The organism is Paractinoplanes lichenicola (assembly GCF_016785085.1).
GTDB classification, from domain to species: Bacteria; Actinomycetota; Actinomycetes; order Mycobacteriales; family Micromonosporaceae; genus Actinoplanes; species Actinoplanes lichenicola.
This window is the reverse complement of the sequence record NZ_JAENHO010000012.1, coordinates 200,690-225,317: the sequence shown is the minus strand read 5'-3', so window position 1 is coordinate 225,317 and position 24,628 is coordinate 200,690. Positions and strand designations below refer to the sequence as shown.

Sequence of the window (24,628 nt, the reverse complement as noted above, 5' to 3'; positions counted from 1 at the left end):
GAAACGCTTCCATACGTTGCTACGCTCATCGCTGTGCCGCCCCACACGAGGGTCAACATGGCCGATGTCGCACGCCGCGCCGGTGTGTCGATGGCGACCGCCTCACGTGCGCTGAGCAACCACCCGCACGTCGCCGAGGAGACCCGGGCCCGGGTGCTGGCCGCCGCCGAGCAGCTGTCCTATGTGATCTCGCCCGAGGCGTCCCGGCTGGCCGGCGGGGCCACCGACCGCGTCGCCGTGGTCGTGCCGCACATCTCCCGCTGGTTCTTCGCGTCGCTGCTCGAGGGGCTCGAGTCGGTGCTGCGCGACGCCGACCTCGACGTGCTGCTCTATCACGTCGGCGACGAGGCCGACCGGCGCGACTTCTTCCAGCGGCTGCCCGCCCGGCGCAAGGTCGACGCGGTCGTGGTGCTCGGCATGCCGATCGCCGACGGCGAGCGCGACCGGCTCGAGTCGATGGGCGTGCACATCGTGGCCGCGGGCGGCCAGGTGGAGAATTACCCCTTCGTCTCGATCGACGACGCCGCCGCCGGCCGTCAGGCCGTCGACCACCTGCTCTTCCTCGGCCACCGCCGGATCGGCATGATCGCCGCCGTCGACCCGACCGAGCCCGGCTGGCCGGCCAACCCGGGCCGCGCCCGCGCCTATCACGAGGCGCTGGCCGAGGCCGGCCTGCCCGTCGACCCCGGCCTGGTGGTCACCGTGCCCTGGGGCGGGCTCAACGGCGCCGACGCGATGGGCCGGCTGCTCAGCCTGCGCGAGCCGCCGACGGCCGTCTACGCCCACTCCGACGAGGTGGCGTTCGGCGCGATGCGCACGCTGCGGCGCACCGGGCTGCGCATCCCCGAGGACATCTCGATCGTGGGCATCGACGACCACCCGATGGCCGAGCTGGCCGACCTGACGACGGTGGCCCAGCCCGTACGGGATCAGGGGGTGGCCGCCGGCCGAGTGGTGCTGGCGCTGCTGGCCGGTGGGGACGCCCCGGGTGGCATCGTGCCGACGCGCCTGGTCGTGCGGGGCTCTACCGCACCGCCGGGCAGCTCGCCGGCTCGGTCAGCGGGTCGTCGCCGAGCGCCTCGATGACCAGCGCCGTCACGTACGGGTCGGTCGGCAGCCCGCTGTGGGTGGTGCGGGCGGCCGGGCAGAGCGTCTGCAGCGGCAGGTTGATCGCGCCGTCCAGCCGGGCCGAGTCGGGCGGCTGCACGGTTTCGTCGTTCGTGGTCCAGATCGACAGCCAGGGCAGCCCCGCGGGCAGCCGGTCGTCGATGCTGTCGAGCAGGTCGCTGCCCGGCACCAGCTCCTGGCAGGCCGCCGGGCACTGCGCGCGGGCGAAGGACGCGCCCAGCCCGGCCAGCCGGGTGCCGTGCAGCGGCGAGCCCAGCGACACCACCCGGCGGGCCTTCTCGGCGCCGCGGTGATCCTTGACCCAGATCCGCGTGACGACCCCGCCCGCCGAATACCCGATCACGTCGACGCTGGGCGCCCCGCCCGCCAGGGCGTCGGTGACCGCGGCGTCGAGCACGCCGGCCTGCTCCTCCAGGGCTCCGGTGCCCTCGCCGGGCAGGGTCAGCACCTGAGCCGTACGCCCCTCGGCGGTGAGCCGCCCGGCCAGCTCGGTCAGCGCCGCGCGGTTGCCGCCGTAACCCGGAACCAGCAAGATCGTCCCGGGCCGGGCCTGATCGGGCCGGGGCCCGTCGTCCTGATCGCCGCCGAGAAGCCGGACGCCGACGAGCACGAGCAGCGCCACGGCCACCAGCCCGGCCCCGCCGAGCAGCCAAAACCGCACGAGGTCAGCATGCCGCACCGCCGCCGCCCGCTCGGGCAATCTCTCGACAATCGTGCTTCTTGTCGACAGGGGCAATCGTTTGAATACCGGAGCGGTGGGTGAAACGTTATGACGGGACCCCGAACCCGGGAGGGGATCGCGATGCCGGACGGCCCGGTGCGCAGCGAGGTACTGACCACCGACCAGGACGCCGCGGTCGAGGCGATGATGCGGATCGCCGTGCACCGGCCACGCGTCCAGGTGATCGACCCCGCGGCCGTGGGCTTCTCCGTGCGCTCGGCCGGCCTGCCGGAGTGGGGCACCGAGCGGGTCACCTTCACCGGCATCCGCTACGGCTCGGTGCTGGAGCCGTCCTCGTCGCTGATCGCGGGCGTGTGGCGCGGCGGGCACGGGGTGCTCCGGATGGGCCCGGAGGAGGTCGCCATGGGCGCCGGTGACGCCTTCATCTATCCGATCGGTCGCACGCTGCATTTCGACAACGTCGAGCCGGACAAGACCCTCGTCCGCCTCCCGCCCGCCTATGTCGCCGGGGTCGCCGAGGAGCTGACCGGGTTGCCCGCCGCCGACCTGCACTTCCTCTCGGCCCGGCCGCTGACCGAGAGCAAGCGGGCCAACTGGTCGGCCACGAGCGAGTTTCTCGCCGACCACCTGCACGATCCCGGGCGCGAGATCCCGCCGCTGCTGGCCGAGCAGATGATGCGGCTGACCGCGACCGCGCTGCTGCGAGTGTTCCCGAACACCACCATGACCGTGGCCCGGGTGCCGTCCGGGGGCCGCAGCAGCCCCGCCGTGGTGCGGCGGGCCACCGACTTCATGGACGCCAACGCCGGGCGTCCCCTGACCGTGGCCGAGATCGCCGCCGCGGCCGAGGTCGGCCCGCGGGCGCTGCAGGCCGCGTTCCGCCGCCACGCCATGGTCGCCCCGCTGGCCTACCTGCGCCGGGTCCGGCTCGAACGGGCCCGCGCCGACCTGCGCGACGCCAGCCCCGGCGACGGCACTACTGTGGCCGCGATCGCCGGCCGCTGGGGTTTCCATCGAGCGGACCGTTTCGCCGCCGCCTACCGGGACGCGTTCGGCGAGCCGCCCCGGGTCGGCTGATCAGGGCAGGAGCTGGTCGAGCACCGGCGGCTTCTTGAAGATGCCGTCCCGCTCGCCCAGCGCCGCCACCCGCGCGATCGAGTTGCGGTTGATCTCCTCGGGCCACGTCGGCAGGATCATCGCGATCCGTACGGTGTCGTTGATCTGGGTGTACGTGCCCACGATGTCGCGCACCTCCTCGGGGTGCGACCCGGCGTAGCGCAGGGACTCCCGGATCGCCTCGGTGAAGTCGGCCACCAGCTTCGACTTCGCCGTGATGGTGCCCTGGCTGGTGAAATAGAGGGCCACGGTGAGGTCGGGCGCGGTGTCCACGAAGTTCGACGCCAGCACCCGGCCGCCCTGGGTCAGCACGGCGCTCAGCGTCGGCTCGACCACCCAGGCCGCGTCCACCTTGCCGCCCTGCAGCGCGCCCGGCATGTCGGGGAACGGCATCGCCTTGAACCGCAGCCCGTCGGCCTGGCCGCCGGCCCGGCGCACCGACTGCCGCACGGTCGTGTCGCCCAGGTTCTTCAGCGTGTTCACGGCGATGCTCTTGCCGCCGAGCTCGCGCGCCGAGCGGATCGGGCTGTTGTCGGCCACCACGATGGCCGAGAAGTCGCGGCCGGGCCGGCCGTTGGAGGAGACGCCCGCGGCCACGGCCTTCAGCGGCGCGCCGCCGGCCTGCGCCGCCAGCAACGAGGTCACGTTGCTGAAGCCGAACTGGTATTTGCCGCCGAGCACCCCCTCGACGATCGGGGCGCCGCCCTGCTCGGGCGAGAGCGTCAGATCGATGCCGCGCCGGGCGAAGAATCCCTTGTGCTTGCCGAGATAGATGGGCGCGACGTCGATGATCGGGATCACCCCGACGGTGACCTTGGTGGCCGCGCCGGCCGCGACCGCCTCGTCGTCGGTCTTGTCGGTGCAGGCCGCCGTGCTGATCAACAGGACGACGGCGGTCGCGGCGGCCAGAATCCGGCGCATGGTGTGCTCCTCGGGCTACGCGGCGCAACTGCCGCCCGCGAAAAGTACACGATCAATAGCGCTCCGGGGTCGGGCGTAAAGGGAAATTTCAATGTCTGCCCGGACGGCTCCGCCTCAGTGCCGGTGCAGCGTCTCCAGGTGGCCCCGCACCGCCTCGGGCGTCGACGAGCCGGCGGCGTACGCGTCGACCTCGGACTCGGCCGCGGAGAGCCTTTCCCGTACGCCCTCCGCGTCGCCGGCGCCGGGCAGGCTGAACCGCAGGCGCCAGCCGGCCAGCTCCAGCTTGGACGCCTTGACCAGCAGCCGCCCCTCGGCCGTGGGGACGTCGGCCGCGTGGGTCAGCTCCAGCTGGAGCTCGTCGAGACCCCGGTCGAGCCCGGTCACATAGGAGGCCCAGTCCGTCTCGTCGACCCGGCCGCAGGTCGCGTGCGCCCGTTCCAGCCCGACCCGCAGCTGGTCGAACGATTGATGGATGGCCTCGGCGAATCCGGCGTGGCGGGCGGCGGCGTCCTGCTCGGCGAAGGTCACCCGGCGGCGTATGTCGGAGACCCGCTCCTCGGTCAATGTCGTCACGCGCCGACACTACGTTTTGCCGAGCGGCGCCCACGCAACCGCCACATGAACGTAAGGCCTGTTTTTCAACTGAGCCGGGGCTGCGGAGGGGCCCAGATCCCGCCTGGCGGCGTCCCGCGAAAACCCGGTTCCAACCCCGGGAGCCGGGCTTCCACGGGCCACCACCAGACGAAATCTGGACCGCTCCTCGCACCCACCCCAGTTGAAAAACAGGCCTTACAGCGACTCGGCCAGCTTGCGCAGGGCGTCGGCGGCGCCGGAGGTGATCGGGTCGCCGTGGCCGGGCAGGATCGCCTTGACGTCGAGCCCGGCCAGCTTCTTGACCGACGCGGCGGCCTGGGTCTCGTCCGCGGTGTACTGCGGGTCGGAGCCGGCCAGCCCGCTGTTGTTGTTGAGGGCGTCGCCCGCGACGAGGGTGCCGGTCGACGGGTCGAAGACGGAGATGTGCCCGGCGGTGTGGCCCGGCGTGCCGACGATCCGCAGCCCGAACACCTCGTCGCCGTCCTTGATCGAGGTCAGTTGCTTCTCCGCGATGACCTCGGCGAGGTCGGCCTGACCGACGTAGATCTTGGCGTTGGGCGTCTCGGCGGAGACCCCGGCCAGCCCGCCCGCGTGGTCCTCGTGCTTGTGGGTGAGGATCACATGCCGTACGGCCGAGAAGCTGCTGCCGGCCGCGGTGAGCCCCTGCCCGATGGCGTCGGCCGAGCCGCCCGTGCCGAGGTCGACGATCGCCGCGTCGTTGCCCCGGACGAGCAGATAGGCCGACACGAAGGAGAGGTTGACCCGCTCCCAGCCGCCGGTGCCCGCACTCGGCGCTGAGGGGGACGTGCTCGCCGCCGGCGGGCTGTCCTCCGACGACGAGGAGGAGCAGGCGTTGAGGATCGCCACGCCCAGCACTCCGGAGCCGGCGGTGAACAGAAGCCTTCGGGTGAACCGCACGTCACGCATACCCGATGCTGGTCCGGCGCCGCGGATGATCGCCACCGGTTGCGCCGTTCGTATCCGATTCGAGTCCGTCTCGCCGGTTCCCAGGAAGTTTGCAGGCTTTCCCGGCGGGGATGCGGGGTAAGGCCAAGAAATGACGGAGTACGGCATTCACGCCTCGCACGAGCAGATCCCGCCCGCCGAGTTGCTGGCCGCCATGGTGGCCGCGGAACGCGCCGGCTTCGACGCGGCGATGTGCTCCGATCACTTCTCGCCGTGGAGCCGCCGGCAGGGCGAGTCGGCGTTCGCCTGGTCGTGGCTGGGTGCCGCGCTGCAGGCGACCAACCTGTCGTTCGGGGTCGTCAACGCGCCCGGTCAGCGCTACCACCCGGCGATCATCGCGCAGGCCATCGGGACGCTCGGCGCCATGTATCCGGGCCGGTTCTGGGCCGCCCTGGGCAGCGGTGAATACAGCAACGAGCACATCACCGGGGAACCGTGGCCGCGCAAGGACGTACGGGAGGCTCGGCTGCTGGAAAGCGTCGGCGTCATCCGCGACCTGCTGGCCGGGGAGGAGGTCACCCGCGACGGTCTGATCAAGGTCGACCGGGCCCGGCTGTGGACCCGGCCCGAGACGGCGCCCCCGCTGATCGGCGCCGCGGTGAGCACCAAGACCGCGGCCTGGTGCGCGCGCTGGGCCGACGGCCTGGTCACGGTCAACGCGCCCGACGACCACCTGCGCGCGATGATCGAGCAGTACCGCGGCTCGGGCGGGCGCGGGCCGGTCTGCCTGCAGGTGCACCTGAGCTGGGCGCCGACGCAGCACGAGGCCGAGGCGATCGCGCACGACCAGTGGCGCAGCAACATCTTCGCCCCGCCGGTGTGCTGGGACCTCGAGACCGTCGACCACTTCGACGTCGTCTCCGAGAACGTGACCGTCGAGCAGGTCGGCAAGGTCGTCAACATCTCGGCCGACATCGAGGAGCACATCGAGAAGCTGCGCGGATACGCCGCACTGGGCTTCGACCGCATCTACCTGCACCACGTCGGGCAGGACCTGACCCCGTTCATCGAGACGTTCGGGGCCAAGGTCCTGCCGGCGCTGCGTTAGGCCCCGGCGCAGTCGGCCCGGAACTCGTACGTGGTCGTGTTGGCCTTGGAACCGCCGAGCCAGTCGATCTGCATGCCCGCCGCCGAGCCGTCGAGGGCGCTCTTGCGGCTCACCACGAGCAGCAGGTTGGCCTCCTCGCCGGCCCGGATCGTCGCGTTCTCGGCGGGCATCCGGGCCGCCCAGGTCGAGTTGGCCGCCGGGGGATAGGCGGCGCTCGAGAGGGGACGCCGGCCGCTGCCGAGCGGCACGATGAAGGCCTTGTCGGTGTCGACGTTCTTGGCGTCGACCAGGCCGATCTTCTTGACGACGAGATCGGCGCCGGCCGGCGCGCGCACCACCTCGCCGATGACCATGGAGGCGTCCTGCGGCAGGCGCACACACTGCGTCACCGGGTCGCCACCGAACACCATCTCGTTGTCACTGTCCGAGCCGCAGCCCGTCAGGGTGAGCGTTATCGCCATACCGACCGTGGCCAGGCCACTCCGCCGAATCATGGGACGGGACCGTACCCCCGCATTGTTACGGTCTGATCTCGGTGCGTAATCATCTCTCATAGCCCTCCGCAACAACGGATTCACTCGCAGAGAGATCGATCAAGCACCGTTTCCGGCGCCTTCCCCGGCCCGCCGACGCCGGGAAGGATGACGGGGGTGACCTCATGGCGCAAATATCTGCTGATTCCCCGCCTGACCCTCACCGCGCTCGGCGCGCCCCGCGACCAGACCCGCGCCTGGGATCGCTATTGGACCTCCATCACCCGTACGGGTCCCGGCGGTGATGTGTTGTGGGAGGCCGACGAGCCGGCCGAGCACGAGCGCCTGGCCGCGGCCCTGCGGCAGCACGCCGCCCTCGAGCTGCCCATGGTCGACTTCGGCTGCGGGTCCGGTCGCCGCACTCACGAGCTCGCCGGCTTCGCCCCGCGGGTGATCGGGGTGGACGGATCGGCCGCCGCGATCGCCCGCGCGTCCGGCGCCGAGGACGGCCGGATCACGTTCCGGGTGGCCGACATCGGCTCGGCCGGGCTGGGGGAGCGGCTGCACGACGAGCTGGGCGACGCCAACGTGCACATCCGCGGCGTGCTGCACCTGCTCGACGACGCGTCCCGGCAGGCGGTCGCCCGCAACGTGGCGGCGCTGCTCGGCGCACGGGGGACGCTCTGCTTCACCGAGACCGATCACGCCGGCGACCCGCTCGACCTGCTGCTCGACCAGGGTGCCCGGCCGACCCGGCTGCCGCCGCTGGTGGATCGGCTGATCCGGGCCGGGGTGCGGGCGCCGCGGCGGTTCGGGGCCGGGGAGACCGCCGCGGTGTTCCCCCGGGACGCGTGGGAGATCGTCGAGCAGGGCCCGACCGAGGTCTACGGGGTTCCGCTGGAGCCTGGCGGGCCGGTCCAGCGGATTCCCGCGTGGCGTGCGGTGATCAGGAGGAGGCGGCGGTCGAGTCGTTGATGAGCATCTCGGGGTGGCGGCCCAGGAACTCGGGCAGCCGGTCGGCCGAGGTCGCCTCGAACAGCTTGCGCGTGTCGTCGGTGATGCCCTCGCCGCCGCTCTCGCCGGCCGCGAACGTGCCGCCGTTGGTCTTGATCGGGATCAGGTCGCCCGCGGCCAGGCCCTTGAGGCCGAAGATGAAGCTGTCGACCGGCACGCCGTGCGTGTCCATCTTGAGCGACTTGCCGGCCGCGGCCAGGATCTTGGACACCTTCTGCGGGTTGCCCATCACGCCCGAGCTGCTGGCCTTCTTGGCCATCGCGCGCAGCAGCTGCTGCTGGTGGCGCTGGCGGTCGTAGTCGCCGTTGGTCGAGTGGCGCAGCCGGGAGAACTCGAGCGCCTCCCACGGCTGCATGTTGCGGCAGCCCTTCTCGAACCAGAGCGCGTTGCGCGGCGGCGACTTGGGGTCGGCGCCGTGCGCGTATTCGACCTTGCCGTTGTTGACGACGTAGTGGCTCGACCACATGCGCTTGTCGACGCAGAGGTGCACGCCGCCCATCGCCTCGAGGATGCCCTTGAAGCCGTTGAAGTCGATGACCATGACGCCGTCGAACTCGATGCCGGTCAGCTCATGGATGGCCTTGGTGGCCAGCTTGGCGCCGCCCTGCCAGCCTCGGCCGCCCTGCGAGCCGAAAAGGTAGGCGGCGTTGATCTTGGTGGTCTGCTCGCGGATGCCCATCTCGTCGTCGCCCGGGATCTTGGCCACCGTGTCGCGCGGGATCGAGATCATGTAGGCCTGGTCGTGCGAGGCGGTGATGTGCAGGATCAGGATCGTGTCGGACCGGGACTCGCCGTCGCCCCAGCCGGTGCGGGTGTCGAGACCGAGCATCAGCAGGTTCATCGCGCCGTCGGGGAGCTTGCCCGCCGCGACCGTCTTGTTGCCCAGCCCCTCGTTGTCGAGCACGCTCGACGTCGTCTGAATGTTCGACGTCAGCTGGTTGAGGAAGTACTTCACGACGACGATGCCGCCGACGCCGACCAGGGCCAGGATCACGCCGAATGTGGTCAGCACCTTGGCCCACATAGGCGATTTGTGGCGCTTGGACTTCTTCTTGCCCGCGCCGCCCTTGTTGCCGGATGTGTAACTGCCACCGCCGCCACCGCCACCATAGGTATTGCTGCGGCCCTGACGGACTACCCGATCGCCTTGCATGGCGGTCTGTGGCGGCATACGTAAAAGCTCCCTCGTGACACGGGCGTTCGGCACTCCTTGGTACGGAGGCCGCCCGCGCCGGGCTCAACACCGTGAGAACAGATATATGTTCGAGATCTGTTAGTCAACCCCGCTGGACAAGCGGTGACCACACGACGACGTTTCGGATTCAAAAGCCCCAATTTCCGTACGCAGGGTAGCGATCCGATCGCGTCGGGCGGTCCCGTCCATTCTTCGACAGAGATCGAACAACTGCCTGCCCGCTGCCCGATTTCGGCCGCTTTCGGTTTCCGCGCTCATCCTGGAGGCCATTCGCGGAGGGCGATGCCAAATGGCTTTCGTAGCCATTTCTGGGAATTGGCTGGGCGCGCTGCAGCGAATGGGGGCCGGTACGGTTCCGGCATGGATGCACAGACCGACGAGTTGCGGGACGCGCACGACAAACTGGCCGAGTGGTACTCCGAACGGCTCGTCGGCTTGCTGGAGAGCATGCCGATCGAGCGGGCCGTGCTCGACCTGTTCTGCGAGCTGACCCTGGCGGCGGACCTCGGCGGCGACGTGGCCGATATCGGCTGCGGGACGGGCCGGCTGCTGCCCTATCTGGCCGGTCGAGGCGTCACGCCCCGCGGGGTCGACCTGGCGCCGGGGATGATCGAGGTGGCCCGCCGGGACAACCCCGGTTTCCCGTACGAGGTGGGGGACGTGCGGGCCCTGCCCTTCGAGGACGCGTCACTGGCCGGTGTTGTCTGCTGGTACTCGCTGATCTTCCTGCCGCCCGAGTCCCGCGGGGCGGCATTCGGCGAGCTGGCCCGTGTCGTCAGGCCGGGCGGCTACTTCGTGTGCGCCTTCAAGGACGGTGACGGCGAGCGGCGCCGGGGCGGGCTCTCGCTGAACATCGGTATCGAGTTCGACGCGTATTGGATGTCGGCCGCGGAGATGATGGAACGTCTGGACGCGTCCGGCTTCTCACTGGTGTTCCAGGGTGGCCGGCCGCCCGAGGGCACCGAGACGGTGCCACAGGGCTACCTGGTGGCGCGCCGATCTGCTCCTGGCGCGCCACCAGGGTAGGTGAAGCCGTCAGACGCCCGCGACCGAGGTGATCCAGGAGCGGTTGTAGGCGACGCTGCCGTAGTACTGGCGGGCGGTGCCGTCCGCCGTGGAGGCCACGCCGACCTGCGCGCCGTTGTAGACCTGGGGGCCGCCCGAGTCGCCCCGCCACGCGTTGCCGTTGATCCGGGTGCTGCCGATCGCGCGGCCGCCGTACGCGTCGGTCTGGTTGGTCGAGGTCACCTGCACGGTCGCGGTCTTCAGCGTCGTCGACGCGCTGCAGCCGCTGTAGCAGGTCATGCCCCAGCCGTAGATGTTGTTGGTCGAGCCGACCGGCGGGTACGCGCTCGACAGCGGCATGTACGACGTGGTGATCGGCGACGCGAGCCGCATGAGGGCCAGGTCGTAGCGGGTCGACGTGCTGCTGACCGCGCGGGTCGTGCCGCCCGACGTGCGGTTCACGCTGCCCACCCGCACCGACATCGTGCCCGAGATGCAGTGGCGCGCGGTCAGCACGTAGTTGGCCGAGATGATCGTGCCGGAGCAGGTGAAGCTGCCGTTGCTGAGCACGGCCGCGGCCCACGGCGCGGACGAGACCGTGCCGCCGCCGATGATGTTGGTGCCCGGGTCCTCGGCGGCGGCCAGCGCGGCCGAGGGGATGGCGAGGGCTCCGGTGAGGGCGGTGGCAAGGGAAGCGACGACGATGCGGATGCGCACGCCGACTCCTTTCGGGGGGTCGTTCGGCCGGGGCCCCGGTGCGGCGCCGGATCGAAGGCTGTCGAAGTACGGTACGACGGCCCGGCGCGCTCGGCGCAACCTCAGTTCGTACCTATCACCGTGTGATGACCGCCGATAGCGTGGACGCGTGGACCACCTGATGTTCGTCGGCGGGGCCTGGACGCCCGCCCGCTCGCACGAGACCACCACGGCGACCAGCCCGGCCACCGGCGAGACGCTGGGCCGCGTACCGGAAGGTGATCGTGACGACGCGCGGGCCGCGATCGAGGCCGCGCGGCGGGCCACCGACGGCTGGGCGCGGCTGTCCGCCTTCGACCGGGCCGCCCTGCTGCACCGGGTGGCCGACGTGATCGAGTCGCGGCGCGACGAGCTGGCCCGCACGCTTACGCTCGACCAGGGCAAGCCGCTGCGGGCCGAGGCCTACGACGAAGTGGACGAGCTGGTCACGCACTGGCGGATGGCGGCCGAGGACGGCAAGCGGCTCGGCGGGCAGCTGGCCAACTCGGTCTCGGCGGGCAAGCGGGCCCTGCTGATCCGGCGGCCGCGCGGCGTGGTCGGCGTGATCACCCCGTGGAACTGGCCGTACACGATGCCGGCCGAGCTGATCGCCCCGGCGCTGGCGGCCGGCAACACGGTGGTGTGGACGCCCGCGCCGTCCACGTCGGTCGCCGCGGTCGCGCTGGCCGGGTGCGTGGCCGAGGCCGACCTGCCGCCGGGGGTGCTCAACCTGGTGACCGGGCCCGGGCCGGTGGTGGGCGACGAGATCGCGCGCAACCCGGGGACGGACGCGGTCGCGTTCATCGGCTCGACGGCGACCGGGCGGCTGGTCGCGTCGGCCGCCGCGGGGAAGGCGACGCTGCTCGAGATGGGCGGGAACGGGCCGTTGGTGGTGCTGGCCGATGCGGATCTCGAGCGGGCGGTCGAGGGGGCGCTGACTGCTTGCTTCCTGTGCGCGGGGCAGAGCTGCACCGCGGGGGAGCGATTGCTCGTGCATCACGCCGTACGGGAGGAATTTGCTGCTCTTTTGACCGCCGCGGTGCGGGATCGGGTGCGGCTCGGTGATCCGTTCGACGACGCGACGACCATGGGGCCGCTGAACAATGCCGGGGTCGCCGACAAGATGGACGCTCACGTTTCTGACGCCTTGCGGCGGGGAGCGACTCTGTTGACCGGTGGCGCTCGCTCGTCGGGGCTTTCGACCGATTTGTACTGGCAGCCGACCGTGCTGGACGGTGTTTCGCCCGACTCGCTGGTGGCTGTGGAGGAGACATTCGGGCCGGTCGCGCCGATTGTGGAGATCGACTCGCTGGCCGCGGCCATCGATTTGACCAATTCATCCCCGTACGGGCTCCTCGCCGCCATTTACACCCGCGATCTGGGAGTGGGGCTCGAGTTCGCCGACTCCGTCCGTACGGGGTGGGTCAACATCAACGAGTCGACCAACTACTGGGAGAGTCAGCTGCCCTTCGGCGGGCGCTCCGGTTCCGGCAGCGGGCTGGGGCGGGTCGGCGGCAGCCACGCCATGGAGGCGCTCACCGAGCTGCAGACGGTGATCATCGGCTAGCTGTTGCGGTGATGCTTCTGGACGAACGTGTAGCCGGGCTTGAGCGGGCCGATGTCTTGGAACTGGGACGCCTGGTGATAGAGGTCGAGCTGCTTCTGGGTGGGCTGCGAGCCGCGGGGCAGCTTGCGGATGAAGCCGGTCACCCAATGCTCGTTGCGATGCGACTCGGTGGGGATCGGCTCGACCATCGGGGCGTAGAACACCATGTCGGCCGTGGCCTGACCGTCGGCCGGGGGATAGGAGGGGTGGCCGGCCGAGTCGACGCTGCCGGTGACCCGGGTCAGGAAACCCTCGCGGATCAGCTGGTCGATCGCGTTCTTGAGCAGGAACGCGCCCTTCTGGCCCCGGCCCAGCCCGGAACGCTTGGCCAGCAGTTCCTCGGTCAGCACCGCGCTGCCGTCGTCGAAGACCCGGCCCAGCTTCCGTACGGTGTGCAGCACCGCGCCCCGGTTCGACTTGTCGGGCCGGGAGTCACGGGTGACGACCTTGGGGTCGTACTCGTGCCAATACTCGACGCCGTCGACGCGCAGGGGCTCCTCGAGCGGCGTGGTGCGGATGATCGCCTCGCCCTTGCGCTCGTGCCACTCGACGGTGACGAACGTGCCCGGCGGGATGTCGGCGGGCCACGTCAGGTCGGTGAACTGCCACTCGACGTCCTGCCGCAGGGGGCTGTCGAACTCCGTACGGTCGCCGCGGTGCTCGATCGCCACCCGTACGCGCGTTTCCGGATCCTCCGGCTCCCCGGGCTTACTGGGCTCTCCGGGCTCTCCGCGCTTTCTGGGCTTTCCGGGCTTTTCGGAGGCGGCCTCTTCCGGGGCCGCGCACACGCCGCCCTCGAGATCTGACCGCCAGAGCGCAAGGCGGCGGCTCACCGTCCTCATGGCCGTAAAACATACCTGGCCGGGGGCGGTGGCCGCCGTTGGCGACGCGGCGCGTCAGTCCAGGTCACGCCCCGACGCGCTGTCCAGCTCCTGCAGCTGGCGCTGGACGTGGTCGCCCAGGGCCTGCTGGTAGGTCTGCGCCAGCCGGCCCAGCTTGTCGATCTCGTCGAGCACCGCATTCCGCTTGTCGACCAGGCCGTTCATGGCCTCGGTGTGCTTGCGGCGGGCGTCGCTCTCGATCGTGCTGGCGGTCAGCTGCGCGTCGCTGGTGACCTTGTCGGACTCGGACTGGGCATTCTCTATCAACGTCTCGGCCTCGGCCCGCGCGTCGCGCATGTGGTCGTCGGCCGTGCGGCGGGCCATCATCAGCACCGGCGAGTCGGCGCCGTCGCTCACCGAGGGCGGCGGGGCCGACGGGGTCTCGCGCCGCGCCCGCTCGAGCTGCGTCTGCATGCTGCGGGCGTTCTGCTCGGCGCGGGCCCGCGCCTCCTGCAGGCGGCCCAGCTGCGCGGTCAGGTCGTTCAGCTCGGCCTCGAGCGCGCGGTTGTTCGGCCCCGACGCGGCCGGACCGGCCGGACCCGGACGCTGCGCCTGGTCCTGAAGGGCGCGGTTCTCCTCGAGGAGGCGGATCAGCTCCTGCTCGACCTCGTCCAGGAACGCGTCGACGTCCTCCTCGTCATACCCGCGCTTGCCGATCGCCGGCTTCTTGAAAGCCACGTTGTGGACGTCGGCTGGCGTTAGCGGCATCGTGCTCCTCGGCTTTCCCTACTGTTACAACTGTGCCGCCGCATAGTACGCACAGATCCTGGGGTCGCGCCTCCGGTGCCATAACATCAGTCGCCGAGCAGACAGGCACAGGAGGATCTTGCGGTGGCCGACGCCGACGACGTACGCCGACTGGCCCTGGCCCTGCCGGGCACGGTCGAGATCGACAGCGACGGCTTCGACTTCCGGGTCGCCAACAAGGGCTTCGTCTGGTCATATCCGCAGCGTGAGCCGGGTAAGCCCCGCGTCATCCGGGTCGACGTGGCCGTCCTGTACGTCGGCGACGAGGCTGAGAAACAGGCGCTGGTGCTCGGCGAACCCGACCTTTTCTTCACGGTCCCCTCCTACGACGGCCTACCCCTGGTGATGTGCCGGCTCCCCGAAGTAACCGTGGCGCGGCTGGAGGAACTGATCACAGACGCCTGGGACATGAGACGCCCACCCGAATAGTTCGCAACCGCTGACCACTCTCGCATCGCCGCCCCGCCCCTCACGTCGTCCTCCGCCCGCCCCTCACGTCGTCGTCCTCCACCCGGCCCTCACGTCGTCGTCCCCGCCCAAGCCGAAGCGCCGCCGGCCCCGTGCCCGGCGGCGTCTCTGCACCCTCAGGCGGGGGCTACTTGCCGAGCAGGCGGTAGCGGCGGACCGCGAGCGGTGCGAAGATCGCGATGAGCGCCAGCGGCCACACGACGGCGAGCAGGATCGCGTTCTCGGCCGGCCAGGCGTCACTGCCCAGCCCCGGATTGCCGAACAGCTCCCGGGCCGCAGCCACGGTGGCCGAGATCGGGTTCCACTGCGAGATCGCGCCCAGCCACGCCGGCATCTGCTCCGGCGCCACGAAGACGTTGGACAGCGCGGTCAGCGGGAACGCCAGCGGAAAGACGATCAGGCTGACCGTGTCCGGGTTGGGCACGACGCTGCCGAGATACATGCCGACCCAGGTCAGGGCCAGGCGCAGCAGCAGGATCAGCCCGATCGCGGCGAGCGCCATCCCGATCCCTCGGTGCGCCTGCCACCCGACGAGCACGCCACAGGTCAGCAGCACGGCCATCTCGATCAGGGCCCGTACGAGATCGGCAGTGCTCCGGCCGACCATGAGCGCCGACCGGGCCGTGGGCATCGAACGGAACCGGTCGACCACACCCCGGTTGATGTCGAGCGAGATGGCCGTCGCGGTGGCGCCCAGCCCGTACAGCTGGGTCATCACGAACACGCCCGGGAGCAGGAACTCGCGGTAGCTGACCCCGCCCACGGCCATGCCGCTGCCGAACACATACCCGAAGACAAGCGTGAACATGATCGGCAACGAGAAGTAGAGGATGATTTGCTCGGGTTCGCGCACGACGTGCCGCAGGTAGCGGCCGGTCATGACCCACCCGTCGGCCAAAGCGGTAGTCATCGGATCTCCCCGTTCACGATCGTGTCGTCGTCGGCTCGGTGACCGGTCAGTTCCTTCTCGTCGGCTCGGTGGCCGGTCAGGCGCAGGAAGGCCTCGTCGAGCGTCGGCCGCCGGATGCCCAGGTCGTCGACGGCGATCCCGGCGTCACGCAACGCCCGGGCCGACTCCACCAGCGCGTCCACCCGGTCGGTGACCGCCACCCGCAGCCGCCGTGTGTCCGGGTCGGCGTCGGCCGGCGCCCCCGCCACCCGGCTCAGCAGCGCGGCCGTCTCCGCCAGCCGGCCCTGATCGCGGATCACGACCTCCAGCCGGTCGGCGCCGATCCGCGCCTTGAGCTCGTCCGGCGTCCCCTCGGCGACGACCCGCCCGGTGTCGACCACCGAGATCCGGTCGGCCAGGTGATCCGCCTCGTCCAGGTATTGCGTGGTCAACAGCACGGTGGTGCCGTCCGCGACCAGCTTCCGTACGGTGTCCCACACCTGGTTGCGGCTGCGCGGATCCAGCCCGGTGGTCGGCTCGTCGAGGAACAACACCTGCGGCGCCCGGATCAGGCTGGCCGCCAGATCGAGCCGCCGCTGCATGCCCCCGGAGTATTCGGTCGCCGACCGGTCGGCCACCCCGGTCAGGTCGAACTGCTCCAGCAACTCCTCGGCCCGCTCCTTCGCGGCCCGTCGCCCGAGATGCTGCAGCCGGCCGAAGAGCACGAGATTCTGCCGCCCGCTGAGCGACCCGTCCACGGCCGAATACTGCCCGGTCAGGGCGATCCGATCGCGTACGAGTTCCGGCTGCCGGGACACATCCGCCCCGGCCACCTCGACCCGGCCCGCATCGAATCGCAGCAGCGTGGCCAGAATCCGTACGGCGGTGGTCTTGCCCGCGCCGTTGGGCCCGAGCAGCCCGCACACCGTCCCCGCGGGCACGCTCAGCCCGAACCCGTCGAGCGCGGCCACGCCCTTGTACGTCTTGCGCAGCCCCTCGGCCACGATCGCGGTCTCTGTCATGCCGCCGAGCTTGCCGCCGTCCGCTGACCACCCACGCACGAACCGCTGACCGCCCTGGTGCACGACCGTCAGCCGGCGGTGCTCACGGCCCGCCGCCCTCGCCGTCGCCGGCCCCACCGTCCTCGTTCCCGCCCCCGCTCCCGGGTTCGGCGCCACGTCCCGGCCAGTCCACTCCGCGGCTCACCCCGGCGAACAACTCGTACGGCAGTTCCGCATCGGCCTGGACGACCGCGAGCCCCACCCACCGGTCGAACTCGGGGCACGACCACGCCAGCATCGTTTCCGCTCCGTCGCCGAAGAACGCGGCCACCGCACCCCCGTCGTCGTCCAGCTGCACGGTCTCGGCCGGCCCCCACCGCTGGCTGAGAGCTCGCGCCAGCAGATCGTGCTCCCGTTCGATCGCCGCCCGGGCCGGCCCGACCACCTCCTCGCTCCGGTCCTCCCAGAACTCCTGACTCGCCGACAGCCGCACCACGTGATGGTCCACGTTGCCGAAAGCGGCCCGGCGCCCGTACGCGCCCTCCGGGAAAGGCTTGCGTACCAAGGCTTTCACTGCGGTTTCGTGCTCTGAGCTCATCGGTCGCTCCCGTCTGCTGGATGGCCGCCACGGTACCGACTTCGCGAAGATCCTCTGGGTTATCCACAATCCCGGGTTGTCCACAGGGGCACCCGTGAAGATCGCCCCCGAACGGTAGAATTGGCCCTGGCTGGGGGCCCCCAAGGGAGGGTGGGTTGTGAAGTTAGGGGTGATCCACTGGGGGTAGGTGCCGGGCCAGGTAGGGGCCTGTGACGCTGTTCGGGTTGGTGGCTACCGCGTGCGGGGTTCCTTCGGCCACGATGCGGCCGCCGTCGGGGCCGCCGGTCGGGCCCATGTCGATCACGTGGTCCGCCGCGGCCAGCACGTCCAGGTCGTGGTCGATCACGACGATGGTGGCCCCGTCGTCCAGCAGCCGGTCGAAGACCCCGACCAGCGTGCGGATGTCGACCGGATGCAGACCGGTCGAGGGCTCGTCCAGCACGTAAAGCACATCCCGCTGGCTGCTGCGCAACCGTGCGGCGATGCGCAGCCGCTGGGATTCGCCGCCCGACAGCGACGGGGTCGGTTCGCCCAGGCGCAGGTAGTCGAGGCCCACGTCGACGATCGGGCGCAGCGGGCGGGCGATCGCGGGCACCTCGGAATACAGGTCGAGCGCCTCCCGGACGGTCAGGTTGAGCACCTCGGCGATGGTCAGGTCGTCCACCCGTACGGCCATGGTCTGGTCGTTGAATCTGGCGCCGTGGCAGGTGGGGCAGTCCACGTTGATGTCGGGCAGGTATTGCACGTCGAGGTCGATCGAGCCGAGGCCCTTGCAGGTGGGGCACTGCCCGTCCTTGGTGTTGAACGAGAAGTGCCCGGCCCCCAGGCTCGAGTGGGCGGCGAAGTGCGCGCGAATCGCGTCGAACGCGCCGGAGTACGTCGACGGCGTCGAGCGCGCGTTGAGGCCGATCGGGGTCGCGTCGATCTCCACCACTTGGCGCAGCGGGCCCAGGTCGAGCGATTTCACGTGGGCGGGCAGCACCGAACCGGAGAGTCGCGCCCGGGCGGCGGGGATCAGGCTGTCGAGCACGAGCGCGGTTTTGCCCGCCCCGGACGGCCCGGCGACCCCGGTCAGCCGGTTGATCGGGAAGCCGGCGGTGACGTCGCGGAGGTTATAGAGGCTCTTGACGGTGATCTTGGCGGCCGAATCGGAAGAACCACGTAGAACTCGCGAGACCCCGGCTCGACCGGCCAGGAACGGCCCGATGATCGACTCACGTGACGACATAATGGCGGCCGGCGTGCCGGTGGCGACGACGGTCCCGCCCAGCCGACCGGCTCCGGGGCCCATCTCGATGATCCAGTCGGCGGTCCTGATGACGTCCAGGTCGTGCTCGACGATCACCACCGAGTTCCCGTTGGCGGCGAGCGCCCCGATCGTCTTGCGCAGCCCGTCCACGTTGCTCGGGTGCAGCCCGACCGAGGGCTCGTCGAGCACATAGAGCATGCCGGTCGTGTTGGCGCGGACTGTCGAGGTGAGCTCGATCCGCTGCCGCTCGCCGGTCGACAGGGTGCTGCCGGCCCGATCCAGCGACAAATAGCCGAGCCCGAGGTCGAGCAGCGGCCGGATCGCGCCCGTCAGTTCGCCGACCAGTCCGGTCGTCAGCCGATCCAACGACGCCGGCATCAGTGACGGCAGCTCGCCGACAAAGCCGAGTAGATCGCCGAGGCGCATGGCGGAGATGAAAGCAAGGTCGCGCCCGTCGAGCCGGGAGGCCAGAGCGGCCGGATTGAGTCGAGAGCCATGGCACACCGGGCAGACATGTGAACTCAAATAGGAGGACTTGTCTGACTTGGCGGCGGCGACAACAGCATTGTCGTACGTGACATTCAGCTGCACCGGCCGCCCGTCGCGCCCCGAGACGACAACCAGCTGTTTCACCGCCTCGCCGCCCATGACGAGCTCTTTCTCCCGCCGGGAGAGCTCCCCGTACGGCACGTCGAGCCGGACGCCCAGCTCACCCGCCGCGAACATGCTCAACCGCCGCCCGCCCACGTTCCAGGGCAGCACCGCCCCCTCGGCGATCGTCTTGCCCGGATCCGGCACGAGCGTCGCCGGGTCGACCTCGTGCACAGTCCCCAGGCCCTCACAGCGCGGACAGGCCCCGTACGAGTTGAAGGCGAACGACTCGGCCCCCGGCGCCTCGAAGCGCACGCCGCAGGTCGGGCACGCGATCTCCATCGCCTGCGTCGCGATCGACGGCGGCACGTCGTGCCCGTTGGGGCAGCGGTGCGTGCCGAGCCGCGACATGGTCAGCCGCAGCACGTTGAGCACCTCGCTCATCGTGCCGACCGTGCTGCGCGGCCCCGGCACGGGCGGTCGTTGCCGCAGCGCGAGGGCCGGCGGCAGGTGGTCGATCCGGTCGGCGTCGGGCCGCTGGGCCTGGGTCAGCCGCCGCCTGCTGTACGTGCTCAGGCCCTCGAGGAACCGGTGCAGGCCCTCGGCGTACAGGGTGCCCATGGCCAGCGACGTCTTGCCCGACCCGGACACACCCGCGATCACGACCGTGCGCCACAGGGGTACGTCGACGTCGAGATCGCGCAGCGTGTTGTGCCGCACGCCGCGGGCCTCGATGAAACGGGGCAGTGTCGGGGGCAGCTCCATGATTCTTTTCTAGCCCAAGTCGAGCGCCGCCAGGGCCTTCGTGGCCTCGGCCACAGCGTTCGCCTCGTCGGGCCCGCCCGCGTCCGCGGCCACCCGGCGATACCAGCCGGCCGCCTCCGCGGGGTCGCCCAGCGCCTCGGCGACCCGGCCCAGCGCGAGATAGATCGTCAGCCGGGTGCCGTCGGCCGAATACCAGCCCGACGGGCATTCGGCCAGCGCGGTCAGGCAGAGCTCGCGGGCCCGGGCCGCGTCGCCGCCACGCAGGGCCAGCCGGCCCTCGGCCACCCGGGCCGCCGCCACCATCTCGGTCGCGCCGCACTCGGCGGCCAGGGCCATCGCCCGCGCGAAGTCGGCCGCCGCGCCGTCGTCGTCGCCGGTCAGCATGCGGGCGTCGCCCCGCGAGCGCAGCAGGTCGGCCAGGTCGACCGACGAGCGCAGCTCGGCCGCCAGGCGGAGCGCCTCGTCCATGGGCGCGCGGGCGGCGGCGTGGTCACCGCGGATCACGGCCATCTCGGCGATCCCGGACTGGGCCAGCATCATGCCCCACCGCTCACCGAGCGACCGGAAACCGGCCAGTGCCTTCTCGAACTCGGGCGTCGACCGTTCGGGATGTCCGTCGAACAGGGCCAGCCAGCCGCCGCCGATCCCGGCCAGGGCCTCGCTCCACGGCGACGCGCGGAGCCGGGCGATCAGGGCGTCCTGCACCTCGAACAGGTTGTCGCGAAACTCGGCGGGCGGTCCGGCCGCGACGGCCGACAGGTAGAGCAGGAACGGCTGGGCCGGCGGGCGGTCCAGGCCGGCCAGGTAGAGCGCGGGATGCTCGCCGGGGACGGCCGGGCCGGCCAGCCCGGCGTTGAGCGTGCACAGCACGTATTCCTCGGCCAGCCCGCCCGGCGCGACCGGCCCGACCCGGTCGAGCAGCTCGCGGGCCAGCGCCGACGCCTCGCCGCGGGCGCCGCGCAGCCACCAGTAGAACGACAGCGCCGCCACCAGCCGCAGACCGTCGCTCACGCCGCCGTGGCGCACGGCGGCGTGCAGGTTGTCGCGGTCGGCGTCGAGCCGGTCGAGCCACTCGAGTTGCTCGGGACCGCGCAAATGAGCATCGGCGGTCTGCGCGAACGAACGGAAGTACGCAACGTGGGCCCGCACGACCATGCTCGGTTCGCTCACCTGTTCCGCGCAGAACGCGCGAATGGTGGACAGCATGCGATAGCGCGAGCCGTCACGTTCAATCAGCGACTTGCCGACCAGGCCGTCGAGCACGTCGAGCGTGTCGGGGCCCAGCCCGCAGACGTGCTCGATCGCGTCGAGCCCGCCGCCGCCCCGGAACACCGTGAACCGCGCGGCGAGTGTTCGTTCCTGCTCGGTCAGCAAATCCCAGCTCCAGGCGACAACAGCGCGCAGCGTGCGATGGCGTTCGGCGGCCGTGCTGCTGCCACGCGACAACACGCGGAACCGGTCGTCGACCCGCCGGGCCAGCTCGTGGACTCCCATGACGGGCAACCGGGCGGCGGCCAGCTCCACGGCCAGGGGCAAACCGTCCACCGTACGCACGATGTCGCGCACGGCCGGCTCGGTGCTCGCGTCCAGCGTGAACCCGGGCGCCACCGCGGCCGCGCGATCGGCGAACAGCCGTACGGCCGGGTCGGCCGGCAGCCCCGAGACGGGCACCCGCGCCTCGCCGGTCAGGCCCAGCGGCTCGCGGCTGGTGGCCAGAACGCGCAACCTCGGACACCCCGCGAGCAACCGGCCGGCCAGGGCGGCCGCGGCAGTGATGACGTGTTCGCAGTTGTCCAGCACGAGCAGCACGTCGCGGGTGGAGAGCGCGGCCAGCAGCCGTTCGACGGTGTCGGGGCCGTCGCTGCTCCGGTCGCGCAGGCCGGTCTCGCGCAGCCCGAGCGCGTCGAACACGGCCCGCGGCACGTCGGCCGGGCCGGTCGCCGCCAGTTCGACCAGGAAGGCGTCGGGGTGCCGGCCCGCCACCTCGAGCGACAGCCGGGTCTTGCCCGCGCCGCCCGGCCCGAGCAGGGTCACGAGCCGGGCCGTGCGGAGTGAGCTCATCGCCAGCGAGAGCTCGTCGTCGCGACCCACGAAACTGGTCAGCTGGGCGGGCAGGCGGGTCTTGGCGGCAACGCCGCCGCGCAGCACCGAGGCGTGCACGGCGGTCAGCTCGGGGGAGGGGTCGGCACCGAGCTCCTCGGCCAGGGTGCGGCGCGCCTCCTCGAACACCGCGAGCGCCTCGGCCGGCCGGCCACCGGCGACGAGTGCGCGCATGAGCAACGCCCACGCATGTTCGCGCAACGGCGCCGCGGCGAGCAAAGTGCGCAACTCGTCGATGGCGTCGCCGGACGGCCGCAGGCCCAGCTCGGCCTCGGCCCTGTCCTCGACGGCCTGCCGCCGCGACTCCTCGAGCCGGTCGGCCGCCTCGGCCGCGAAGGGCGCCGACCGCACGTCGGCCAGGGCCTCGCCCCGCCACAGCGCGAGCGCGTCGGTCAGCAGCGGGCTCGCGGCGGCGAAGTCGGACCGGCGCAGGGCCTCGCGCCCGGCCGCGGCCAGCCGGGCGAACCGGTGCACGTCGACCTCGTCCGGCTCGACGTCGAGGCGATACCCGGAACCGTCGTACGAGATGGGAATGTCACGCCGCAACCGGGAGACGCCCGACTGCACCGCGTTGACCGCACCGGCCGGCGGATCGTCGCCGTAGACGTCGTCGATGAGCCGGGGGAGCGGCACGATCCGGCCGGCATCGAGCAGCAAACGCGCGAGAAGCGCACGCTGCCGCGCACCGCCGGTCGCCGCGGACCGGCCGGCCAGCGTCGGACCCAGGACCCCGTACGGCATGAGGTCATTGTTCTAGGTGCTCGTCTCCATGAGTGAGGCGGCCAGCTTCCAGTAGCCGCAGAAGTACACGCGCTCCTTGTCGAGGCCGCGTTCCTTGACCAGATGCCGGCGCACGGTCGTGACCATGCCGGACTCGCCCGCGACGAAGGCGTACGGCGTTCCGGCGGGCAGATCAAGATCCTTCACCGTACGGATGACGACGTCACTCATTCCCGGAGCGTCCCCTCGACGGTGCAGCCACGTGAGCGTCGAGCCCTCGGGCACCCGCACCGGGATCTCGTCGGCGGAGGAGTCGACCTCGAGCAGCGCGATCGCGGGCATGCCCGGGGGCAGCGCCTCCAGCGTCGCGGTGATCGCGGGCAGCCCGGTCTCGTCGGCGATCAGCAGCTGCCACGTCGTGTCGGCGGGCGGGTCGTAGTCGGCGCTGTCGCTGAGCACGCCGATCCGGTCGCCCGCGGCCACCTTCAGGGCCCACGCGCTGGCCGGGCCGCCGTCGCCGTGCAGCACGAAGTCGATGTCCAGCTCCTTGCGCGCGTGATCGATGCGCCGGACCGTGTAGTTGCGGCAGAACGGCCGCCGCTCCTCGGGGATCGCCTGCAGAGCCGGCCACCACTGCTCGGAATCGGGCAGCTCGAGCACGCCGTCGCGCGGCAGAAAGATGCGCACCAGGTGATCGGGCGCCAGGTATTCGAACCGGTCGAGCTCGTCACCGGTCAGCGTCACCCGTCACAGTCCTGTCCCAACTCGCGTGATCATGGGGGAGTCGCCCGGCGCGGCGGGCCTGCCCTCTCTAAGGTGATCGGCATGCCTGCCTCTCTGAATGCGGACAAGACCAAGTCCGCGTTACGCACTACGGCCGTGCTGTCGGCGCAGACGTTGGTCGTGCTGGCCATGGCGTACGTGCTGCTGCGGGTGATCGGCGCGGCCTGGTCGGTGATCTGGCCGCTGGTGATCGCGCTGCTGATCACCACGCTGACCTGGCCCGTCGCCCGCTTCCTGCGCAACCGCTGGCACTGGAAGCCCGCCCTGGCCGCCGGCGTCGTCACCGTGCTCTTCCTCGTGATCATGGCGGGCGTCCTGGTCGTCATCATCGTGCCGGTGGCCAACCAGTCCGGCGAACTCGCCGACGGCGTGGTCAACGGCATCCAGCAGGTGCGCGAGTGGGCGTCCGGCCCGCCCCTGAATTTCGGCGACGACGACATCAGTCAGACCCTCGACACGGTCGTGGCCGAGCTGCAGAGCCGCGCCAGCAGCATCGTCAACTACACGCTGACCGGCCTCAACACGGTGGTCAGCGGCGTGGTCACCACGGTCCTGGCGCTGTTCCTGATGTTCTTCTTCCTCAAGGACGGCCCGCGCTTCCTGCCGTGGCTGGGCCGCCAGCTCCCCGGCCGCCTCGCGACCGACGTCCCCACGGTGATGACCCGCAGCTGGGACACGCTCGGCGCGTTCGTCCGCTCGCAGGCGTTCGTGGGCCTGCTCGACGCGGTCTTCATCGGCCTCGGCCTGTGGATCGTCGGCGTGCCGCTCGTCCTGCCGCTGGCCGTGCTGACCTTCATCACCGCGTTCATCCCGATCGTGGGCGCGCTCTTCGCCGGCTTCGTGGCCGTGCTGATCGCGCTGGTCACCCAGGGCTGGGTCGACGCGCTGATCGTGCTGGCCATCATCGTGGCCGTGCAGCAGCTCGAGGGCAACGTCTTCCAGCCCATGGTGCAGAGCCGGGGCCTGGGCCTGCACGCCGCCGTGGTGCTGCTGGCGGTGACCCTGGGCGGCGGCCTGGCCGGCATCATCGGCAGCCTCCTGGCCGTCCCGGTGGCGGCCCTGGTCTCGGTGATCTACCGCTACGTCCGCGAACAACTGAGCGACGAGCCCCCGCCGCCCGACCCCGAGCCCGAGCCCGAGCCGGACCATCCGACGGATCCGGCCCCCGACGGCGAACAGCCCTCGATGGTCTGACCAGCTTCCCGGCAAGGGGCACGCCACCACGGCGTGCCCCTTTCTCGTGCCGTCTTGACAGCCTGGCAACGTTAACGCAATCATTCAGCAACTTCGCTGTCTTCCGAGCATCATCATGTTTATCAGGCTTTGAGTTCGCGTGTTAACGATAACAAACGC

At 71.1% G+C, this 24,628-nt stretch carries 23 protein-coding genes; 8 read left to right on the top strand and 15 right to left on the bottom strand.

Annotated elements, in window-relative coordinates; translation table 11 throughout:
* Positions 1-57: 57 nt before the first annotated feature.
* On the top strand, positions 58-1,086 hold the full coding sequence (locus JKJ07_RS36825; protein WP_202996595.1) for a LacI family DNA-binding transcriptional regulator: 1,029 nt from the start codon (positions 58-60) through the stop codon (positions 1,084-1,086).
* Here the strand turns inward: JKJ07_RS36825 and JKJ07_RS36820 are convergent.
* Positions 1,025-1,789 (bottom strand): esterase/lipase family protein, encoded by a 765-nt coding sequence (locus JKJ07_RS36820; protein ID WP_307834594.1) that lies wholly within the window; start codon positions 1,787-1,789, stop codon positions 1,025-1,027. The two genes, JKJ07_RS36825 and JKJ07_RS36820, sit on opposite strands and share 62 nt — an antisense overlap.
* Positions 1,790-1,897: 108 nt before the next feature.
* Here JKJ07_RS36820 and JKJ07_RS36815 point away from each other — a divergent pair, with 108 nt between their 5' ends.
* Positions 1,898-2,887, top strand: a complete 990-nt coding sequence (locus JKJ07_RS36815; protein ID WP_202996594.1) for an AraC family transcriptional regulator — start codon at positions 1,898-1,900, stop codon at positions 2,885-2,887.
* On the opposite strand, the gene JKJ07_RS36810 is transcribed toward JKJ07_RS36815, so the two are convergent.
* The 3 genes from JKJ07_RS36810 to JKJ07_RS36800 form a co-directional block, all read right to left on the bottom strand.
* The gene (locus JKJ07_RS36810) at positions 2,888-3,847 is read right to left on the bottom strand and encodes an ABC transporter substrate-binding protein (protein WP_202996593.1); all 960 of its coding nucleotides are present in this window, start codon (positions 3,845-3,847) and stop codon (positions 2,888-2,890) included. It lies immediately after the preceding gene.
* 114 nt (positions 3,848-3,961) lie between these two features.
* The gene (locus tag JKJ07_RS36805; protein ID WP_202996592.1) at positions 3,962-4,420 is read right to left on the bottom strand and encodes a hypothetical protein; all 459 of its coding nucleotides are present in this window, start codon (positions 4,418-4,420) and stop codon (positions 3,962-3,964) included.
* A 216-nt stretch (positions 4,421-4,636) separates the two neighbouring features.
* On the bottom strand, positions 4,637-5,368 hold the full coding sequence (locus JKJ07_RS36800) for an MBL fold metallo-hydrolase (RefSeq protein ID WP_202996591.1): 732 nt from the start codon (positions 5,366-5,368) through the stop codon (positions 4,637-4,639).
* Positions 5,369-5,498: 130 nt separating this feature from the next.
* On the opposite strand from JKJ07_RS36800, the gene JKJ07_RS36795 reads away from it, so the two are divergent.
* The gene (locus tag JKJ07_RS36795) at positions 5,499-6,455 is read left to right on the top strand and encodes a TIGR03885 family FMN-dependent LLM class oxidoreductase (protein ID WP_202996590.1); all 957 of its coding nucleotides are present in this window, start codon (positions 5,499-5,501) and stop codon (positions 6,453-6,455) included.
* Here JKJ07_RS36795 and JKJ07_RS36790 read toward each other — a convergent pair.
* A complete protein-coding gene (locus JKJ07_RS36790) occupies positions 6,452-6,949 on the bottom strand; it encodes a hypothetical protein (RefSeq protein ID WP_202996589.1) in 498 nt (165 codons plus the stop codon). The two genes, JKJ07_RS36795 and JKJ07_RS36790, sit on opposite strands and share 4 nt — an antisense overlap.
* Before the next feature lie 156 nt (positions 6,950-7,105).
* Between JKJ07_RS36790 and JKJ07_RS36785 the strand changes: the two genes are divergently transcribed.
* The gene (locus JKJ07_RS36785; protein ID WP_202996588.1) at positions 7,106-7,903 is read left to right on the top strand and encodes a methyltransferase domain-containing protein; all 798 of its coding nucleotides are present in this window, start codon (positions 7,106-7,108) and stop codon (positions 7,901-7,903) included.
* Here JKJ07_RS36785 and JKJ07_RS36780 read toward each other — a convergent pair.
* Positions 7,875-9,113: an LCP family protein gene (locus JKJ07_RS36780; protein ID WP_202996587.1), complete on the bottom strand. Its 1,239-nt coding sequence runs from the start codon at positions 9,111-9,113 to the stop codon at positions 7,875-7,877. The genes JKJ07_RS36785 and JKJ07_RS36780 overlap by 29 nt on opposite strands.
* Before the next feature lie 384 nt (positions 9,114-9,497).
* Between JKJ07_RS36780 and JKJ07_RS36775 the strand changes: the two genes are divergently transcribed.
* The gene (locus tag JKJ07_RS36775; protein ID WP_202996586.1) at positions 9,498-10,163 is read left to right on the top strand and encodes a class I SAM-dependent methyltransferase; all 666 of its coding nucleotides are present in this window, start codon (positions 9,498-9,500) and stop codon (positions 10,161-10,163) included.
* A gap of 9 nt (positions 10,164-10,172) precedes the next feature.
* Here the strand turns inward: JKJ07_RS36775 and JKJ07_RS36770 are convergent, their stop codons facing one another.
* Entirely contained in the window at positions 10,173-10,859 is a 687-nt protein-coding gene (locus tag JKJ07_RS36770) for a S1 family peptidase (RefSeq protein ID WP_202996585.1), read from the bottom strand.
* A 148-nt stretch (positions 10,860-11,007) separates the two neighbouring features.
* Here JKJ07_RS36770 and JKJ07_RS36765 point away from each other — a divergent pair, with 148 nt between their 5' ends.
* Positions 11,008-12,444, top strand: a complete 1,437-nt coding sequence (locus JKJ07_RS36765) for an aldehyde dehydrogenase family protein (protein ID WP_202996584.1) — start codon at positions 11,008-11,010, stop codon at positions 12,442-12,444.
* On the opposite strand, the gene JKJ07_RS36760 is transcribed toward JKJ07_RS36765, so the two are convergent.
* The gene (locus tag JKJ07_RS36760; RefSeq protein ID WP_307834593.1) at positions 12,441-13,154 is read right to left on the bottom strand and encodes a hypothetical protein; all 714 of its coding nucleotides are present in this window, start codon (positions 13,152-13,154) and stop codon (positions 12,441-12,443) included. The genes JKJ07_RS36765 and JKJ07_RS36760 overlap by 4 nt on opposite strands.
* 225 nt (positions 13,155-13,379) lie before the next feature.
* Complete coding sequence (locus JKJ07_RS51990) at positions 13,380-14,072, bottom strand: DivIVA domain-containing protein (RefSeq protein WP_202996582.1); 693 nt, start codon at positions 14,070-14,072, stop codon at positions 13,380-13,382.
* A gap of 123 nt (positions 14,073-14,195) precedes the next feature.
* Between JKJ07_RS51990 and JKJ07_RS36750 the strand changes: the two genes are divergently transcribed.
* Positions 14,196-14,540 carry an MmcQ/YjbR family DNA-binding protein gene (locus tag JKJ07_RS36750; protein WP_202996581.1) on the top strand — a complete coding sequence of 115 codons (345 nt, stop codon included), beginning with the start codon at positions 14,196-14,198 and terminating at the stop codon, positions 14,538-14,540.
* 166 nt (positions 14,541-14,706) lie between these two features.
* Here the strand turns inward: JKJ07_RS36750 and JKJ07_RS36745 are convergent, their stop codons facing one another.
* The 6 genes from JKJ07_RS36745 to JKJ07_RS36720 all read right to left on the bottom strand — a co-directional run bounded on the left by JKJ07_RS36745 (position 14,707) and on the right by JKJ07_RS36720 (position 23,236).
* The gene (locus JKJ07_RS36745) at positions 14,707-15,489 is read right to left on the bottom strand and encodes an ABC transporter permease (protein ID WP_202996580.1); all 783 of its coding nucleotides are present in this window, start codon (positions 15,487-15,489) and stop codon (positions 14,707-14,709) included.
* Positions 15,486-16,490, bottom strand: coding sequence for an ATP-binding cassette domain-containing protein (locus JKJ07_RS36740; RefSeq protein WP_202996579.1), 1,005 nt, complete (start codon positions 16,488-16,490; stop codon positions 15,486-15,488). Before JKJ07_RS36740 ends, JKJ07_RS36745 begins: the two co-directional genes overlap by 4 nt.
* Positions 16,491-16,572: 82 nt before the next feature.
* Positions 16,573-17,043, bottom strand: coding sequence for a hypothetical protein (locus JKJ07_RS36735; RefSeq protein WP_202996578.1), 471 nt, complete (start codon positions 17,041-17,043; stop codon positions 16,573-16,575).
* A 187-nt stretch (positions 17,044-17,230) separates the two neighbouring features.
* On the bottom strand, positions 17,231-19,672 hold the full coding sequence (locus tag JKJ07_RS36730) for an excinuclease ABC subunit UvrA (RefSeq protein ID WP_202996577.1): 2,442 nt from the start codon (positions 19,670-19,672) through the stop codon (positions 17,231-17,233).
* Between the two features lie 9 nt (positions 19,673-19,681).
* On the bottom strand, positions 19,682-22,513 hold the full coding sequence (locus JKJ07_RS36725) for an ATP-binding protein (protein WP_202996576.1): 2,832 nt from the start codon (positions 22,511-22,513) through the stop codon (positions 19,682-19,684).
* Positions 22,514-22,525: 12 nt separating this feature from the next.
* Entirely contained in the window at positions 22,526-23,236 is a 711-nt protein-coding gene (locus JKJ07_RS36720; RefSeq protein ID WP_202996575.1) for a siderophore-interacting protein, read from the bottom strand.
* Positions 23,237-23,317: 81 nt separating this feature from the next.
* Here JKJ07_RS36720 and JKJ07_RS36715 point away from each other — a divergent pair, with 81 nt between their 5' ends.
* Complete coding sequence (locus JKJ07_RS36715) at positions 23,318-24,469, top strand: AI-2E family transporter (RefSeq protein ID WP_202996574.1); 1,152 nt, start codon at positions 23,318-23,320, stop codon at positions 24,467-24,469.
* The last annotated feature ends 159 nt before the right edge of the window (positions 24,470-24,628 follow it).

Bases quoted from the DNA above. Each gene is read 5' to 3' on its own strand.
- JKJ07_RS36825 (WP_202996595.1), top strand. From the start codon at position 58: ATGGCCGATGTCGCACGCCGCGCCGGTGTGTCGATGGCGACCGCCTCA.
- JKJ07_RS36730 (WP_202996577.1), bottom strand. From the start codon at position 19,672: ATGGAGCTGCCCCCGACACTGCCCCGTTTCATCGAGGCCCGCGGCGTG.
- JKJ07_RS36800 (WP_202996591.1), bottom strand. From the start codon at position 5,368: ATGCGTGACGTGCGGTTCACCCGAAGGCTTCTGTTCACCGCCGGCTCC.
- JKJ07_RS36780 (WP_202996587.1), bottom strand. From the start codon at position 9,113: ATGCCGCCACAGACCGCCATGCAAGGCGATCGGGTAGTCCGTCAGGGC.
- JKJ07_RS36795 (WP_202996590.1), top strand. From the start codon at position 5,499: ATGACGGAGTACGGCATTCACGCCTCGCACGAGCAGATCCCGCCCGCC.
- JKJ07_RS36725 (WP_202996576.1), bottom strand. From the start codon at position 22,513: ATGCCGTACGGGGTCCTGGGTCCGACGCTGGCCGGCCGGTCCGCGGCG.
- JKJ07_RS36810 (WP_202996593.1), bottom strand. From the start codon at position 3,847: ATGCGCCGGATTCTGGCCGCCGCGACCGCCGTCGTCCTGTTGATCAGC.
- JKJ07_RS51990 (WP_202996582.1), bottom strand. From the start codon at position 14,072: ATGCCGCTAACGCCAGCCGACGTCCACAACGTGGCTTTCAAGAAGCCG.
- JKJ07_RS36775 (WP_202996586.1), top strand. From the start codon at position 9,498: ATGGATGCACAGACCGACGAGTTGCGGGACGCGCACGACAAACTGGCC.
- JKJ07_RS36715 (WP_202996574.1), top strand. From the start codon at position 23,318: ATGCCTGCCTCTCTGAATGCGGACAAGACCAAGTCCGCGTTACGCACT.
- JKJ07_RS36815 (WP_202996594.1), top strand. From the start codon at position 1,898: ATGACGGGACCCCGAACCCGGGAGGGGATCGCGATGCCGGACGGCCCG.
- JKJ07_RS36745 (WP_202996580.1), bottom strand. From the start codon at position 15,489: ATGACTACCGCTTTGGCCGACGGGTGGGTCATGACCGGCCGCTACCTG.
- JKJ07_RS36740 (WP_202996579.1), bottom strand. From the start codon at position 16,490: ATGACAGAGACCGCGATCGTGGCCGAGGGGCTGCGCAAGACGTACAAG.
- JKJ07_RS36790 (WP_202996589.1), bottom strand. From the start codon at position 6,949: ATGATTCGGCGGAGTGGCCTGGCCACGGTCGGTATGGCGATAACGCTC.